At 48.1% G+C, this 18,192-nt stretch carries 11 protein-coding genes and 1 tRNA gene; 4 read left to right on the forward strand and 8 right to left on the reverse strand.

Translation table 11 applies throughout. The annotated features are described in order from the left end of the window. Nucleotides 1-146: 146 nt before the first annotated feature. From ACLHR0_RS11725 to ACLHR0_RS11760, 8 genes are all read right to left on the reverse strand, one after another. Nucleotides 147-755, reverse strand: a complete 609-nt coding sequence (locus tag ACLHR0_RS11725) for a HEPN domain-containing protein (RefSeq protein ID WP_436486737.1) — start codon at nt 753-755, stop codon at nt 147-149. Then, the gene (locus ACLHR0_RS11730; protein ID WP_436486739.1) at nt 748-1,776 is read right to left on the reverse strand and encodes a ParA family protein; all 1,029 of its coding nucleotides are present in this window, start codon (nt 1,774-1,776) and stop codon (nt 748-750) included. Before ACLHR0_RS11730 ends, ACLHR0_RS11725 begins: the two co-directional genes overlap by 8 nt. Before the next feature lie 447 nt (nt 1,777-2,223). Then, nucleotides 2,224-2,296, reverse strand: a tRNA-Lys gene (locus ACLHR0_RS11735). A gap of 139 nt (nt 2,297-2,435) precedes the next feature. Beyond that, nucleotides 2,436-4,904 (reverse strand): glutaminase domain-containing protein, encoded by a 2,469-nt coding sequence (locus ACLHR0_RS11740; RefSeq protein ID WP_436486741.1) that lies wholly within the window; start codon nt 4,902-4,904, stop codon nt 2,436-2,438. Nucleotides 4,905-5,227: 323 nt separating this feature from the next. Then, entirely contained in the window at nt 5,228-6,529 is a 1,302-nt protein-coding gene (locus ACLHR0_RS11745; protein WP_436486743.1) for a hypothetical protein, read from the reverse strand. Nucleotides 6,530-6,625: 96 nt separating this feature from the next. Further along, the gene (locus ACLHR0_RS11750; RefSeq protein WP_436486745.1) at nt 6,626-8,926 is read right to left on the reverse strand and encodes a family 20 glycosylhydrolase; all 2,301 of its coding nucleotides are present in this window, start codon (nt 8,924-8,926) and stop codon (nt 6,626-6,628) included. A 110-nt stretch (nt 8,927-9,036) separates the two neighbouring features. Next, nucleotides 9,037-9,636 (reverse strand): pseudouridine synthase, encoded by a 600-nt coding sequence (locus tag ACLHR0_RS11755; protein WP_436486747.1) that lies wholly within the window; start codon nt 9,634-9,636, stop codon nt 9,037-9,039. An 18-nt stretch (nt 9,637-9,654) separates the two neighbouring features. Further along, nucleotides 9,655-10,803, reverse strand: a complete 1,149-nt coding sequence (locus tag ACLHR0_RS11760; protein WP_370910550.1) for a putative sensor domain DACNV-containing protein — start codon at nt 10,801-10,803, stop codon at nt 9,655-9,657. 194 nt (nt 10,804-10,997) lie between these two features. Between ACLHR0_RS11760 and ACLHR0_RS11765 the strand changes: the two genes are divergently transcribed. From ACLHR0_RS11765 to ACLHR0_RS11780, 4 genes are all read left to right on the forward strand, one after another. Then, entirely contained in the window at nt 10,998-12,590 is a 1,593-nt protein-coding gene (locus tag ACLHR0_RS11765) for an arylsulfatase (RefSeq protein WP_436486749.1), read from the forward strand. A 138-nt stretch (nt 12,591-12,728) separates the two neighbouring features. After that, complete coding sequence (locus tag ACLHR0_RS11770) at nt 12,729-13,313, forward strand: RNA polymerase sigma factor (protein ID WP_429048631.1); 585 nt, start codon at nt 12,729-12,731, stop codon at nt 13,311-13,313. 67 nt (nt 13,314-13,380) lie between these two features. After that, a complete protein-coding gene (locus ACLHR0_RS11775) occupies nt 13,381-14,544 on the forward strand; it encodes a FecR family protein (RefSeq protein WP_436486750.1) in 1,164 nt (387 codons plus the stop codon). 254 nt (nt 14,545-14,798) lie between these two features. Then, nucleotides 14,799-18,188, forward strand: a complete 3,390-nt coding sequence (locus tag ACLHR0_RS11780; RefSeq protein WP_436486752.1) for a TonB-dependent receptor — start codon at nt 14,799-14,801, stop codon at nt 18,186-18,188. Nucleotides 18,189-18,192 lie beyond the last annotated feature (4 nt).

Consider the following 18,192-nt stretch of genomic DNA (forward strand, 5'->3'; position numbering starts at 1 on the left):
AATTTATACTCATTTATTCAATTGGCTGCTCAAACGATTTATATTATTATCGTTGCACCAACTTTAATAGGTGGTTAATGGTTATATTCGATTTTTCCCTATCTCACAACTAGTACCTAATGGCATTTTAATGCCTATTTCATACATCAAACGACCAAACTATAAATGCAATGCCCTAAAGCCTTAATAAACTTAACGATATCAACCGTATCTTGATGAGATATACTCTGAACAATTCCTGTTGAAATATCTATATCAGATTCATGAACGATCTGATTTCTCCTAACTATAATATTCTTTAATTTTACTTTTACATCATCTTCCGTCATCTTCATACATTTAGCAACTTCCTGCCATTTATGAGTCTCGGGCCAAATCAAACTTAATGCGGAAGTTACTTTGTCAGGATCTTGAAATGCTAAATAACTATGTGCTGTTATAACGAATTGAGAAAATATCGCTTCCTTCGGAAGAAATGTGCTGCCAAAATTGTCATACTGCTCCAAAGAAATTTGAAATTTCTGATAGCCTTTAGTAGCAGCTCTCGTTTTAGTGAAAATTTCGACCATTCCTATTCGAACCAATTCATGAACTAACTTGTCAAATGCAGATACCGCATACACAATCTCACTTCTTAGACTATCTTCTATATCACCGGGATTTAGCTTGAGGCTATTTATTAGGTGAAGATAAACAGTATCTATATTGGCAATTCTTATGAAGTTCTCATCAAACTGTTTTATTGAATTAAGCATTGGCTTTAATAAGTTCTATTTTCTTTTCAAAGTCATTAAAAATCTTATTGAAAGATTTTCTTTTGTCTTTCATTTGGGCCAAAACAGTACCGGTACGACCGATTTCGCCATCTTTTAGCGCATAAACAGGCAGCCCATATTTATGAGATTGAGGAAGAAGACTTTGAAAATCGGGTATTTCAGCAATGCAATAGGTGTCAGATATATCTATACTGGTATAGATAGAATCACTCAATAACATACCATTAGTCCTTAAACTTGGTACCAGCTCAGAAACTACAGTTGCATTTATTTCATCCATATTATTCCTAAATGGAGTAGCAGGAAGGCCATTACGGATATTAAATCGTTGAATTACTGTACCACCAAACTTCGGCTTCTTATCTGGAAATGGATAAGATGCATCTTTAAACGCCTCTTTCATCTGATTTGCGACATTATACCACCGCGGTAATATTCGCGATAAGGTCTGGATCGCCATTAATGAAAATGGATCTGGATTTGTCGGAACAATAAATAAATCGGAGATGCTAAATAAATTCTGGTTAATTGCGGACAATCCTGGGTTTAAATCAATTAAAACATAGTCAATTTCGTAATGGCTACTTGTTTTCTCTATTAAGGCATTAAAGGCCCCCGGCAAATTTTGCATCGTAGCAAATGCACTCGGTGCCGTTTGAACAAAACTTAGTTGCGGCTCAAGCTCAGTCAAATTAGGATGCCCCGGCAGTAAAAACAGATTTTTGTTTCTTTTGATGTTAAAACACTCTACATGGGTAATTGGAGATGGCTGGCTTTTGAAAGCAGAATTCACACCTGACATTAGGTTGTTCTCCTTCGTAGCAGTATCAATGTAGTACTGATCAAATGAATCCTGCATAATCAACCCCGTAAGATTACATTGAGGATCAGCATCAACAAGCAATACCTTATTCCCTTTTTCTGCCAATTTCCATCCTAGATGGAATGTCGTAGTTGTTTTACTTACTCCTCCTTTATGATTAAAAAAAACGATTCTCATAGATTTTATTTAACATAAAGTTATAATATATTTACAATAGGCAGGAATAATCTTTTTAAGGTGTATATGATAAAGGATTTTTCGAAAATAAAGCAAATTTTGGATCGCTCCAACCAGCCAATAATTAGTCCAGGGAAACTTAAGCCAATACGAGCTTTGACGCTGTACGAAAAAGCGAGGTGAGTACAAAGTGAAGCTCCTCTTTTTTATAACCAACATTAAGTAGACATCATCACCATACTACTAATGTGGACAGCAAGTTAGGAATGAATTTATTTTCTTTATTAAAACAATAATAACACTTAGAATGGAAGTCGTAAATTCGCAAAGATAGTTTCGCTCTTTGTAAAGCCACGTAAACTCAATAGCCAAATACAATCTTTATAGAGTAAATAATAGAGTAAAAAACAAAACCCCACGCTAAGCGTGAGGTTTGTAATCTTCCAGTGATCCCCTTGGGACTCGAACCCAAGACCCATACATTAAAAGTGTATTGCTCTACCAACTGAGCTAGGGAATCTTCCTTTTTTGTTTAACGGAGTGCAAAGATAGGAATTTCTAATTTACTTCCAAACTCATTTTGAATAATTTATCCACATCAATTGAAATGAATATATAAAACGCCCTTTCTGCACAACGCAGAAAGGGCGCAAAGCAAATCACCTGGAAGAAACAGACGAAGGATTAAACTTCGCATCCAGCATCTTCATAAAATACCCTCCTACTACACTCCTCGCCTGGAACCCCACCATCTTCCCATCAGTAGTTTCATGCCAGTCACTCAGCGGTACCCGTGTAGTCGTGCCCGTTACATAGGTGTATAAAGGCGCTACCAGGGCCTCAAAGTCGGAAGAGTTATCGGTGAGTACAGCCGTCCACATAATCCAGTCGGATTTGGTGTAGGTTTTACGGCTGTCCAGTGGCAGTCCAAATTTCTGTTGTTTGGTGAGGTAAAAGCTTGTTTCCTTTTTGTATACCGCCGCAGGAAATAAGTTAAAGTTGAGCACTTTGTCCCATACCATGTTGTACTTCTGGCTCCAGGTGTTTTTGCTTTCGAAAGCAAGACTGAAATGATCGCCATCATCAGCGAGCTTCACCCAGTTGGCGGCCATTTCTTTGGCGGCGTTTTCGTATTTGGTGGCTACGTCGGTAAGCCCTTGCTGTTTAGCCAGCATGGCGTAGGAACGGATACCGGCAATTGCTTTCAGGGAAAGATTGGTATTGCGGGCAAGGTGGCCTGCAAAGTCGTCGGTACATAACTGGTTAGCGGGGTCAAAGCCTTCTTTCAGCAGGTATTCCGCCCAGGTGGTGAGGGTTTTCCAGTGTTTTTTGGCGTAGTCCGCATTACCTTCTGCGCGGGCAATGGCGCCTGCCAGCACCAGCATGTTACCGGATTCTTCTACCGGCATGCCTTCGCCGTAGGCTTGTCCGTTGGCGAGTGGATAGGTGCCCAGGTCGTGTGCAGCGTAAGGTTGTGTGTACTTGCCGCTTTCGGAGAAATAGAAGATGCCGTTCATCATGCCTTTCAGCAGGTCCGGGTTGTAGAGCAGGAACAGCGGGGCCGATGGATAGGTAACATCTACCGTATTGATACAACCGTTGCTGAAGTTTTCTTTGGAAAGAAACAGGATATCTCCCTGCGGACTCTTAGCCAGTTTATGCGCGGAAATCGCTTGTCTGTAGGCCAGTTCGCAGAGTTTGGCGTACGTTTCCCCGCCGGCGCTTACGGCATCTTTATACAGCTGCGCATTGAATTTCGCGCATTTGTCGAGGATGGAAGCGTAATCCGTGTAAGCAGCATTCAGTTGTTTGTCGATGGTTTGGGTAGCATCATTTTTCCACCATGCTTTCAGGTTGGTATTGAAATACTGTAAAGCGTAAAGATCATCGTAGCCGAGCAGGAACAGTTGTTCTTTCGGCGTGGCGTTTACCGTGCCCAGGTCCACAGCGGTGCTAAGCACCAGTTGCTTATCCTGTTTGGTGCTGGCGGTGGTGCCGTTGGCAAATGCGGCCATGGCATCCCCTGCGTTGCTGATATATTGTACCGGGCGTGTGGCGGTGGGTGTGGCTACATACATATAACCCCAATCTATCCGCAGGTCGTCGCCTTTCTTTTTCAGTATTGGCTGTTCTTTAGTGCCGGCTTTCAGAATAGAAAGCTGGCCGTTGGTATATTTAGTAGCAGTAACTGCCTGTGCGGGCACGTTTACGCTGATGTTGGTAGAGGCGCCAAAGTATACCTGCACATTATGGGCAGCGTTGTCGTTGGAGGTTACTTTATAAGAGATGTAAGAAACGGGCCTCGACAGCAGCATCAGGTCGTCCATCAGCAAGGGCGAGGTAAAGGTGAGGGTTACATCTGCTTTGCCGCAGGTGAACTGGTAGCTGGTTTGGGTGGCGTTGATGTTCACCGCTGTCTGAATCCCTTTCTCTATGTCTTTGTTGCCCGGCGGTGGTACCAAACGCGCAATGCCGGCATCCAGGAAGGCGCCGCCGGCGGTATTCAGGATGTGTACGGCCAGTACATTGCCTTTGGGCTTTAACTTGCTTTTTACGGCATCCGGTATTGGTTTGTAGATGTACTGATTCAGCCAGCCTTTATGCCCGTAAATTTCCTCCCCGTTGAGGTATACGGTAATATTATCATCATGAGAGATTTTCAGGAATAACTCCGCGGCGCTCAGGTCGCCCGCGTCAAAGGTTCTCCTGGTCCACAGCTCCTTGCTTTCCCAGCGGGTACCGCCGGAGGCCACGTTATCGCCGAATGGCGCTTTTCCTGATTTCCAGGCTTTGTCGTCAAAGGAGGCCGCCATCCAGCCGTCCGCAGGGGCGGTTTCGGTATACTTCACCTGGTATGGCGCTTCATCGCTGGTAGCGGCTATGGCCTGGTAGCTCTGTTCGTTTTGTCCCAGCACCCTGTAAGTAACGCCATCTACCTTCACCAATCCGGTCAGCGATTGAGCCGCGCCAGTCCAGTGTTTGGTGGTGCTGCCATTCAATTCGTCGGTAGCCGACCAGATACTGAAATAAGGATCATGCGTAATCAAAGGATAAGACGGAGCCTTTTGTTGTGCCACAGCGCTGCCGCCGATGCCCAGCAGGGCCAAAAATGCGAGTGTTTTCACCATAACGTGATTTGATAAATCGATTAAGCGTATAAAGTACAGTTAATAAAAGTATTACATTTTCCGGGGGATTCATAACCGTTCATAAAAAAACCTCCCCGTTACTGGTATATCGTCCATCAACGTGGTTAGTACTAGCTGTCGAAAAAAATATCTCCGGAGAAAAAAAGGAAAAGGGGAAACACAAAAAAAACGCAAACCCTACTCCCGCCTTGGAGGCCCTGAGAAGCCTTGTCAGTACGTTTTCGGATCTGCGCGTATCTTAAATTAATTAAATGCGGTGCCTATAAGGAGCGCAAAAATACACTTTTACATTAAATTCTTCGCTAAATCTTGGGGAATAACGCAAACCATTCCGGCCGCGAACGGATCAATGTGGCAATGCCCCATATCAGCAACGCCATACCCAGCGCGCCCCACGCCTTCTTATCCTTCCAGCTCCAACCCAGCACTACCGGCAGCTCCCAGTACTTGATCAGCAAATACACCAGCAACCCGCCCATGCCTATCCAGGTAAGTAACAGCATGCCCAGCTGCGATCCCGTTACCACTACCCCAAAAAGAAAGCCCAGCGTAACCACCTGCAGCCAGATATAATTTTTACCCCCGCTGTGGATCACGTCTGCAATGGAAATAAACAACAAGGCGCCTGTGAGGAAAATGGTCAGCATCAGCAAGGCTTCCCTCAGCACTACCGGCAGCAATAACAATACGCCCCATACCACCAGGGATATGAGCACATAAGTGGCTGCACGCTGATCTTTGGGCCGTAACCGCTCGTAGGTAAACGGAAACAGCAAACGGCTCAATGCCTTTTCCATGCTCCGCAACGGCGGCAACGTAAATATCCCGATCATCGCTGGCACAATCACCTCATACGGATACCACACATCCGCGCATACCTGCATTACCCACAACACGGCGCCCGAAGTAAGGATCGCCGGTACGGATACATATAAAAATGCCTGCAACGGCGTGTTATAATGATCAAAACTCTGCAGGATGATATGCGTATACTGCTTCGCAAAATAACGGCGTGTAAGGATAGCCGTTAGTTGTGTCCACAACAGCACCAACGCCACGTGAATCACAATGGTACGGATGATCAGCTCCGGGATCAGCGGCCCCCAGTAAATGCCCGCCAGCGCTACTATCAGCAACTCCCAGCTAAGCATCTGCGGCGAAAATAACCGCCGGTAAAAGGGATACAGATGCCGCACCAGCCATTGCCAGGCGCCCGGCAGGTACCTGCCAATCAACTGCACGGCCGCAAAAGCCCCTACCAGCGCCGCCAGTCCCAGCAACAGCCTCGAAGCGGTAAACACACCCCTGAGCGCCTGCAAACGCGAAGGCTTCTTAATGGTATAGGTCAATTCAGTATTCGTTAGCAACTCCGTTGCCAGCAACTTACCCTGTTCAGGCGAAATAGCTCCCAACGCCGGCTGATGCACGCGCCAGAAACTGTCTGCCTCCGCAGGACTCGCCCAGGTATTCAAGGTGCCATATTGATACAATAACGTTCTTTGCTCAGAACTAAGAGAGGCCAGGATCTTCGCCAACGCAGCATCTGTTGCAAATGCCGCCTGACTGAAGGTTAACAGGAACAGGAATATTTTTATGATACGCATAGATAGTATCAAAAATAATAAAAAAATTCACTTTGCAAAAAAGAAGAAGCGGATAGCTGAACAGCCACCCGCTTCCTTTATCTTAAAAACATTTTTTTATAACCCCGCTCCCAGCCAGCTGTCTGGTACCGGTTGCAGCTTACTGCCGTTCACGCTGTATTCCAGCTTCAGCGTGTATCCGCCTCCCCCTTCTACAAACGCCACTTTAATAGGATGCCATCCTTTCTCCAGCGCTACCTGCCCGCTTTTCTGCAACGGCGCATGCCAGCCATCGTTGTTCACCACTTCCTGGTCATCGATATATAATACGGCGCCATCATCTGCCGTCAGGTAAAAACTGTAGATGCCGGTAGCCGGCACATTGATATAACCATACACCCGCGCACCAAACGGACCGCCGCCCTTACCCATTCCTTCGGGAATAATGGCATTGCTCACACGCATGGAGCTATCGGCCTGCTCCTTGATCTTGGTAGCGCTTTTGTAGGCGCCCTCAACATAATCCAGCTTCAAACCCGGCCGCGCATCTTTTACCACGGTAGCTTTGCGGTAGGCCTCTTTGCGGTAACGAAGGGTATAAATATCGCCCCGGTTGCCCGCAGGACTGAAAGCCGCCAGCCTGATCGTTTGCGGCTCACGGATCACGTAGTTGTCCGGTAACACGGCGGCCTGCCCACCGGGAATAGTACCATCCGTTGTATAGCGGATAGTCATGTCCGTTAGTGGCTTCTTCACATGGAGCGTCACTTCGTCTACAAACACATTATCTTCTGTAAAACCATCCAGGTCAGGTAAACGGTAGTGCACACCCAGCAAATCCAGGCGTTTGTATTGTTCGTTGAGGCGTTGCAGGTAGTGATCGTACTCATTCCGGTTGGTCCATAATACTTCTGCCAGCGCAGTCATACGCGGCATAAACATATAGTCGGCGCGTTTCTCGGAAGGAATGTATTCTGTCCACATATTCGCCTGCGCACCCATGATGTGCGTAGCCTCATCGGCCGTTAAGCCTTTTGGCACCGGCTGAAAATGATATACATTATAAATGGAATTACGATCCGGAACCGCATCAAAATACAGCGGGTTGCCCGGTGTCATGATCACGGAGTTGCCATGCCGTGCCGCTTTCACAGGGGCATCCGGCACCCAGGAGCGCCAGTACATCAGCACCGCAGTAGGACTGATACCTCCTTCCAGAATTTCATCCCAGCCAATCAGCACTTTTCCTTTTGAGTGGAAAAACTTTTCCATGCGCTTCACAAAATAACTCTGCAGCTCTTCTACCGTTTTCAGGTTATTGGCCTTCATTACTTCGGCACACAGCGGAGAAGCAGCCCAGCTGGTTTTCTCTACTTCATCGGCGCCGAGGTGAATATATTTTGAAGGAAACAACGCGGCGATTTCTGTAAACACATCTTCTGCAAAAGCAAAAGTAGATTCGTTACACGGGCAAATAGGCGTGGAAAAATTCTTGCCCCAGCCTATTTCACCACTGCAGGCAAGAAAAGGATACGCCCTGATAGCGGCCATCATATGACCAGGCATATCAATTTCAGGAATAATTTCCACCTGCCTGTCGGCCGCATAGCGGATTATATCCTTCATCTGCTCCTGCGTATAAAAGCCGCCATACAGCGTTTTACCATCTTTATGAATAATATGCTGCGTATCAATAGCCATGTCCGGATTGGTAGCGGCCATCTTCATACAAACAGAATCCTGGTTATTAAATTCCCTCCAGGCGCCCTGTGTAGTAAGCAACGGGTACTTTTTTATTTCTATGCGCCAGCCCTGATCATCGGTCAGGTGCAGGTGCAGCTTATTCATTTTATATAACGCCAGCAGGTTGATATATTTTTTGAGATAATCAACAGAGAAGAAATGACGCGATACATCCAGGTGCATCCCACGCCAGCCGTAGGCCGGGTGATCTTTCACCAGCATAGCCGGGATGGCGATGCTTTTTAACGCCGCCGCATGCGCTCCTTCAATGGAAGCAGGCATCAGCTGTCTTAATGTTTGAATGGCACGGAAAAATCCCGCCGGTGTGCGGGCGGTGATCAGCAACTGCTGCTCACTCACGTCCATCGTATAATCTTCCTCGCCGGCAAGCGCAGCATTCTGCTGCATCACAATAGCGCCTTTTACGGGCTTCTTTGTTACCCGCAAGGATGCTCCCAATGCCTGCGCAAATAAAGATTGCAGCTGCGCCGCTTCGGTAGAAAATTGCGCCCGGTTGGCCGGCAACACCAGTTTGGTAGCAGGTGTAATGACAAATGAGCCGGTCCTGGCCTCCAGTTGTTGCGGATAAGGAATTAAGGGATAGCGCTCAGATTGCGCAAAAGTAGCCTGCATCAGTAAACACAAAGCCCCTGCAAGCAAAAAAATCTTCTTCATAAAAAATCTCATTAAAGCATGATGTCCAAAGGGCAAACCTAATAAGAAACAAGGCCCCAAACTAATGGGATCTTCACTTATCATGCAGCTATATTCATCTCTGACAGATGTTAATCTTTATAATCTGTGATCTTCAGCAGTTCAAAAAACTCGGCTTCCCGCAGTTCCCTTACTTCGCCGGGTTGCATGTCTCCCAGCAACAGGTTTTCGATAGACACGCGGATCAGCCGCTGGCAGCGGTGATGCACCGCTCCTACCATTTTACGCACCTGGTGAAATTTCCCTTCGGTTAACGTGATCAGCAGCCAGGTATGCGGTACTTTAATAGGCAACTCCCGTGGGTGATCGAACAGTCCCTCCGGGCGCGTTACTATTTCCACGCGGCACGGCGTGGTAATGTACTCCTCGCCTTCCCCCACGCAAATAGGCACCCCTTCTTTCAAACGTTGCAGGGTGGCCTCGTTCATCTCGCCTTTTACTTTTACGAGATACGTTCTTTCATGCGGTACCTTCCCCTGGAACAATAACCGCGTCACCTTTTTATTGGTGGTCAATATCAGCAACCCTTCGGAGTGATTGTCCAGCCGGCCAATGGCATGGGTGCCCTCCGGGAAATCAAACGGCAGCTCCCCCAGCAACCTCACATCGTGAGAGCTGACAAACTGCGACACCATATCAAAAGGCTTGTTAATAATGAAGTATCTGTGCATAAGAGGCTGCAAAGTAAGTTATATCAGCAGGATATCGATCCGGTGCGCCTGTACCAGCTGCTGCTGATTGGACCAGGAGAATATCGTAAAGTATCCATCCTGCGAGGCTACCAGCGCCTGTGAATCGTGCTGGTCGTGTACAAACTGTGCAGCGGACAAATGCCGCGTTCCCCCGATGGCAGACGGATGTATCAGCGTAGGCACGCCGCCTTCTATCGGCTCGGCCAGCAATACTTTATCAACCGGCCAGGCATCTTTGGCCCGGGTAATCTTAGCCCCGAAGGCCAGTAACTCCTGCTGGTCGTTTACAATAGTGGCGCCGTCTACAGCGGTAAGTCCGGTGATATTCTCCACTTCGCGGCGAAGTGCATTCTGCCAGAAAATTTCGGTCACGCTTTTTCCGTCATAGCGCAGCAAATCGGCCACCCCTGAAAAGGCAGGGCTGATGGGATATTGAAGCGGGTGAATGATAGATTCGCGCCAGGCGTCGCTGTTGGAAGGCGTTACCAGCAAAATACCACCCCGCTTGTGCGCGCGCATCGACACGGCAATTTGTATCAATACATTCACGCTGTTGTTCCATAAACAGGAAGGCGTTAAGCCCAGCAGGGACTTCAGGATCGGCGGACTGTCGGGCAGCAACCCGCTGTCTTCGTTCACCACCTTCACCTGGTCGCCACGGAGCATGGCCACATTGGTAAACTTGCCCAATCCGGCCGCACGGCGGTGTTTCACCACCAGCAGGCCCGGCTCCGATACATCCAATACAAAACAGAGGTTGGGTAATTTTATGGTAGTGCCCCATACGTGCAGCTCATCGCCCACCGGCCATACGCCAATATGAATGCCAGGGCGTTCCACGCCCGGCGCCAGTTTCGTGAGCAACTGCGGCGTAAGCAGCAGGGGTTTCTCAAAAAGCAGGGGCTTGCCGGCCTGTGAAGGCGGCAAAAACGCCAGGGAAATCCGGATGGCGTTCCCTTCTTCCTTGCGCAAGCTGGCCCAAAAGGCCACGTCAATGATCTTTTCCACCTGCCAGGCTGCCGGCACAGTAGCCAGATCATCTTCTCCATTCTCCTTCGCAGCGCAAAGATGTTTCTTAAAATGTGCTTCTATCGTTCCGGCCACCTTTGCAGCGGCCTGGTATGTTGCGTCGTTTGCTATTTCCATAAATCCTGGTCACATTTAATCGTCCTTATATAATATTAAACCGCTAATTTAAATCATTTCGGAATAGCAGGAAGCATGTGAACTTTTCTGTCCCTGCTGTTGTTTCTCTACCTAACGACCATTTTCCTTCCTGGCGTGAACACCATCAGCAATCTTCATCGTTCCCAATTCACTACACCCAAAACTCCATTTGTATGAAGAGTAGAATGCTTATGCTGTTAGGTATGCTCCTGACCGGATGGCTGTCATCCGCCACTGCACAAAAGAAACCAAACATTATTATCCTCATGTCCGACGATACCGGCTGGGGCGATCTTGGCCCCTATGGCGGCGGCGAAGGCCGGGGAGCGCCCACCCCTTCATTCGACCAGATGGCCCGGGAAGGGATGCTGTTCTGGGACTTTTACGGTCAGCCCAGTTGCACACCCGGCAGGGCGGCAGCCATTACAGGCCGCATTCCCAACAGGAGCGGTATGACCACTGTAGCCTTCCCCGGCGATGGCGGCGGGCTCCCAAAAGAAGAATGGACCCTTGCCTCCGTACTGAAAACAGCGGGATATGCCACCTTCTTTGCCGGCAAATGGCACCTCGGCGAAGCAGATTATGCTATGCCTATTGCCCACGGGTTTGATGTAATGAAAAATGTAACCCTCTACCATCTCAACGCATATACTTATGCAGATCCGAAATGGAACGCGGATATGCCCGCTGCGCTGCGCGACCGCTGGGCCAAAGGCACGAAAGGCGCGCTGGAAGGCGAAGCTGGTAAAGGTTTCCGTGAAGTAAAGAAAATCGACGGCTCCGTGATTCCTTATCTCGACGAAACCACCGAAAATGAATCCATTAAATGGCTGGAACAGGCGGCCAAAGGCGACAAACCATTCTTTATGGAGATTTGTTTCGCTAAAAACCACCAGCCCAACCTTCCACACCCCGACTTTGTAAATAAATCTACCGGAAAAAATAAATATGCCGATTGCGTAGTGGAACTGGATACCCGCGTAGGCCAGATCATGGAGAAGATCCGCAGCCTCGGCATTGCAGAAAATACCCTGGTGGTGTACACTGTTGATAACGGTACCTGGCAGGATGTGTATCCCGATTGCGGCTACACGCCGTTCCGTGGTACCAAGGGAACTGTTAGAGAAGGCGGTAACCGCATCCCCACTATCATGTGGTGGCCCGGTACTATCAAAGCCGGCAGCCAGAATCATGACATCCTCGGCTCCCTCGACTTTATGGCCACCTTCGCATCATTGGCAGGTGTCAGTCTTCCTCAAAACGACCGCGGCGGAAAACCCATCATCTTCGATAGCTACGATATGTCGATGGTATTGAAAGGTACCGGTAAATCAAAACGCACTACCTGGATGTACTTCACAGAAAATGAACTTTCTCCCGGCGCCATACGCATCAGTCAGTTCAAAGCAGTATTTAATTTAAGGGGAGATGGCGGCCAGGCTACCGGCGGTCTCGCAGTAGACGCTAACCTCGGATGGAAAGGCGAAGAAAAATATGTGGCTACCGCCTCGCAAATCTTCGACCTGTGGCAGGATCCCCAGGAAAGGTATGATCTCTTCATGAACAACTTCACAGAAAAAACCTGGTTTCTTCCAAACATACAGGACGAAATCACGGAGTTTATGAAAACATACGCAAAATATCCTCCCCGCAAACTGCAAAGTAATATTTATACCGGCCCGATTACGATCACGGATTATGAAAGACTGGAAATCATAAAAGAAAAGATCAAAAATTATAAAGTAGGTACCGGCGGCGGCATGTAACTTTTTAAATCTTTTAATAAACGCGGTGGACGAAGCTCCGCCGCGTTTATTAAAAGCTAAAATAATATTAATAGCGGCGAATTTACGGCTAACAAGCTATCTGGAAATCAAGTAATTTGAGATTACTTGTAACCACGTATGGAAATAAATACTTACAATGAGAGGGAACTTTTGTTGAGCCTCGCTCAGGGCAACGATCATGCCTTTGCGGGTGTATTCCATCACTACCGTCATCGCATATACGCAATTGCCTTCCGCCTGCTCAATTCTACTTCACAAGCTGAGGATATTGTACAGGATGTTTTTCTGAAGATGTGGCTCAAGCGGTATGAACTCCATGAAATCAGTCACTTCAAAGCATATCTCTTTACTACTACCCGTAATCATATTTTCACATCCATGAAGCTGCTGGCCCGTGAACAGCTCATGGAATCCGAGCTGTCGGCCGCCATGGTACCGGATGTAAGAGACGTTCATGTCATCCATAAAGAATATGAACAGATCCTGCAACATGCCATCGCCCAGCTTCCACCCCAACAGGAACTGATCTATAAACTCAGCAAGGAAGAAGGCCTGAAAAGAAATGAAATCGCCGACCGCCTCCAGCTAAGCCCTGAAACCATTAAAGTACACCTGGCCAATGCCATGCGCTCTATCCGCGCATTTTGCCTCACCCGCATGGACCTCAACACCTTCCTTCTCCTGGTTTGGATTTACAGTTAAATATTTTTTTTTAAAAGCACTAACCCATGTGCTTCTTTTTATAGTCTCCTTATTCAAATCGCTATTCATGACAGTATCCCGATTCAGATACCTGTTTGATCGTTACTATAGCCGGCAATATACACCGGAAGAAAAAAAGGAGTTTATGCTCCTGATGGAGCAGTCAACACATGACGAAGAACTTAAAGAACTACTCGATGAACTGCTCCGGCAGGCAGATGAGGACAGCAGCGCCATGCCGGACGATACCGCCGCCAACATGCTGCAACAGATCATGCAAACCAGCAACAGCGAGCCACAGCCGGCCCCTGTGCACAGGATAGCAGTATGGAAACGCGCAGCTATAGCCGCCTGCGTGCTCGGCGTACTTGCACTGGCGGGCTATAAACTGTATGTAAAAAGCAGCACTGTTAACACAGCGGTTGCCAGCAACCATGCTCCTGCCCGTAAAGAGGAACACGCCCGCCTGGTACGTGGCGATGGCGCGGTGATAGACCTGGAACAACATAAAGATGAAGCAGTAGATGTGCAATCCGGCGTATCCGTTGCCCGCAAAGGCAACACCCTTGCCTATAACAGTAGCGCCACCATCACGCCTACCATCAATACCCTCTATACTAATAAAGGAGGTACCTACCAGCTAATATTACCCGATGGCACCAAAGCATGGCTCAACGCCGCCTCTTCCATCCGTTTCCCCACCGCATTCACCGACAGCACCCGCGAAGTAACTATCCAGGGAGAAGTATATTTTGAAATAGCGCATCAGGCCAGTCAGCCTTTTATTGTGAAAGCCAACAACATGAAAATAGCGGTACTGGGTACCCACTTTAATGTGATGGCATATGAAGAAGAACAAAACATCTGCACCTCCCTGCTGGAAGGCGCCGTAAACATCATCAGCGGAAACACGGTAAGGCAAATAAAACCCGGCCAGCAGGCGCTCGTAAACCGCGATCATCGTGGTATCAGCATCAGCAACGCCGATGTAGATGCAGCAATCGCCTGGAAAGAAGGCCGCTTCGAATTCAATGGTAACATCAAAAGTATTATGCGCGAACTGGCCCGCTGGTACGATGTGCAGTTTATCTATGAAGGCGAGCTGACAAATAAAGCGTTCGCCGGCACCTTCTCCCGCCACGACAGCCTGAAAGATATTTTGCAACAACTGGAATTAACCGGCAGTATTCATTTCAACATCAACGATAAAACAATTACAGTAAGTCCTTAACACCACGCGCATTTTTAGTTATGAAAAAAGAAATAAGTCAGCCAAAATCAACGACAGCTTAACATTTAAAGCTATTTACCGGCAGTGAATAATTACCAGCGGCCTGCTCGCACTGGCGTAGCTATGCCCTTATGTTCCTGTTACGTTATCAACCTTAATAACATGCTAAATCGCAGTAAAAAATGATGCAAACTTCTCTGAAAGTCCGCCATAACTGGTGGCATGTTTCATCGAACCAAAAACTATTATGCTTTATGAAACTAACCTTTCTGCTGCTGCTCGCCGCCGTTCTCCAGGCCCACGCCACCGGCTATGCGCAGCCCGTTACGCTGCACGTAAAAGCAGCCCCCCTCACGGAAGTGATTAAATCTATCAGGAAGCAAACCGGGTATGTATTTGTATTTGACCTGCAAATGGTGGAAAATGCCAAACCGGTTAACTGCTCACAGGACAACGTACCCCTGGAGCGCCTGCTGGACGACATCTTCCGGGACCAGCCTCTCACCTGGACTATCGTTAAAAAAACAATTATCCTTAAAAAGAAACCCCTCATCGTCTCCACCGTTCCCACCGGCACGGTGCGTATAAAAATAAAAGGACAGGTAACGGAAAACAGCGGCACCCCCATGGTAGGCGTGTCCGTTGTTAATAAAACATCCCGCACCAACGCCCTCACCGACGAACTGGGTATCTTCACCATAGAAGCCAATGTGGGCGACAGCCTCCTCTTTACCATGATCGGTATGCAGCCGCAAACAGTACAGGTGAAGAACGACAAACTCCTGAAAATAACGATGCAGCAAAAAGTATCGGATGTAGGTGAAGTGGTGGTGGTAGCCTATGGCACCCAGAAAAAAACCAGCATGGTGAGCGCGGTAACCAGCATCAATCCAAAAGAACTGAAAGGCCCTACCAGCAATCTTACCACCATGCTCGCAGGCCGCCTGTCTGGTGTAATATCCTACCAGCGCAGCGGAGAACCCGGCAGGGACAACGCCAGCTTCTTTATACGCGGTATCACCACTTTTGGAACCGGTAAAGTGGATCCGCTCATCCTCATAGATGGAATGGAATCCAGCACCAACGACCTCGCCCGCCTGCAGCCGGATGATATAGCCGGGTTTTCTATTCTGAAAGATGCCACCGCATCCTCCCTCTATGGCGCCAGGGGCGCTAACGGCGTAGTATTGGTAACGACCAAATCCGGCGTGGAAGCAAAAACATCTTTTAATGTACGCTTCGAAAACTCCATCTCCAGCAATACCCGCAACTTCCAGTTTGCAGACAACATCACCTATATGAAACTGGCCAATGAAGCCGTGCTTACCCGGTTTCCACTGCAGGATGTTCAATACTCCCAATCTAAAATAGACCATACTGCCGCCGGCGATGATCCGTTGCTGTATCCGAATAATAACTGGATCGAACAACTGATCAAAGACTACACCGTCAACCAACGCACTAACTTCAACCTGAAAGGCGGCGGAAAAGTAGCCCAGTTCTATATTGCAGGTACTTATAACGTCGACAATGGCGTGCTAAACGTGGATCAGCGGAATAATTTCAACAGCAACATCAAACTAAAAAACTATTCGCTCCGCTCCAACGTAAACATTAACCTCACCCCCACTTCGCAGGCAATTGTACGTACCTACGGCCAGTTCGATGATTATAACGGACCAGTAGGCGGCGGCGCAGGACTCTTTTCACAAACTATATGGGCCAACCCCGTAATGTTCCCCGCCGTTTATCCCGCCAGCTATGCACCGCAATTAAAACATCCATTGTTTGGTAACGCCATCAAACCAGGCTCCCCCAGCCTGCCCGGCAACGGAAGTAACCTCTATAATAACCCTTACGCCAACTCCGTTTCCGGTTACCAGCAATACAACACCTCTACACTGCTGGTACAACTGGAACTGAAACAGGACTTAAAATTCCTGCTCCCCGGCCTCACCGCGCGCATGATGGGTTATACAGAACGTTACTCCTACTTCGATGTAACACGCAGGTACACCCCTTACTTTTATACCATGAGGTATGATCAGTTCACAAAAGAACCGGTGCTCACTTCACTCAACACCAATGGTACCGAATACCTGGGCTATGAGCCCGGCAATAAAGTGCTGAACACTACCGCATACATGGAAGCGGCGGTTAACTACAACCAGCAGTTCAATAAAGTACATAACGTGTCCGGTATGCTCATCGGCCTGGTACGCAACTACCTCACCGCCAACGCCGGTACACTGCAAACATCCCTGCCACACCGCAACCAGGGCGTGTCTGGCAGGTTTACCTACGACTACGACAGCCGCTATCTTGCAGAATTTAACTTTGGATACAATGGCTCCGAAAGATTCGCCAGCAACCACCGCTTTGGATTCTTCCCCTCCGCCGGTATCGCCTGGAACCTTCAAAACGAAGCGTTCTTTAAACCATTCTCCAAAACAATCGATAAACTGAAACTCCGCGCCACCTACGGACTGGTTGGTAACGACCAGATCGGAAATGAAGATGACCGCTTCTTCTACCTGTCGGATGTAAATATGAACGACAATTCCAAAGGCGCCTCCTTCGGAGAAAGAAGAAGCTACTACCGCAATGGCGTATCCGTGAACCGTTATGAGAACCGCGACATCACCTGGGAAAAATCATACAAAACAAACCTCGGTATGGAGGTCGGCCTCTTCAACGCCATGAACATCACCCTGGACGTATACCAGGAAAACCGGAAAAATATCCTCATGACACGGAGCACCATTCCCAGCACCATGGGGCTCAATGCCGCCACACAGGCTAATGTTGGCGAGGCCTCCGGTAAAGGCGTGGATCTCTCGGTCGACTATACGAAAAGTTTCAACAACAACTCCTTCGTACAGTTCCGCGGTAACTTCACCTACGCTACCAGCAAGCTGCTCGTAAATGAGGAACCCATTTACCCGGAAGAATACCGCTCACGGGTAGGACATCCCCTTTCCCAAAGCTGGGGTTATATTGCAGAACGGTTATTTGTAGATGAACAGGAAGTAGCCAATTCGGCCTACCAGAACTGGGGACAGGCAGTAATGGGCGGAGATATCAAATACCATGATGTAAACGGCGACGGGCAAATCAACAGCTCCGATGCGGTGCCCATCGGGTTACCTACCACACCGGAAATTACTTATGGCTTCGGGTTTTCTTTTGGTTACAAACAACTGGACCTTAGCTTTTTCTTCCAGGGATCTGCCCGTTCTTCCTTCTTTATCAGCTCTTACCAAATTTCACCGTTTGTGCTGAACGAAGGCGGCCAGCATGGCCTGTTACAAGCCATTGCGGATGATCACTGGAGCGAAAGTAACCGCAACCTCTACGCCATGTGGCCACGCCTCAGCGACTACTTTGTGAACAACAACAATCAAACGTCTACCTGGTGGATGCGCAGCGGCGATTTTCTCCGGTTAAAATCCCTCGAAATGGGATACACCTTTTCCAAACGCCTGCTGGACCGCGTACACATGACCAACGCACGCATCTACGCCAACGCCTCCAATCTTTTTGCGATCAGCAAATTTAAAACCTGGGATCCCGAAATGGGAGGCAACGGACTTGGCTACCCGGTACAAAGGGTTATTAATATGGGAATAACCCTGGGACTTTGATTCA

The sequence above is a fragment of the Chitinophaga sp. ARDCPP14 genome, from assembly GCF_051362515.1.
Classification (GTDB): Bacteria; Bacteroidota; Bacteroidia; order Chitinophagales; family Chitinophagaceae; genus Chitinophaga.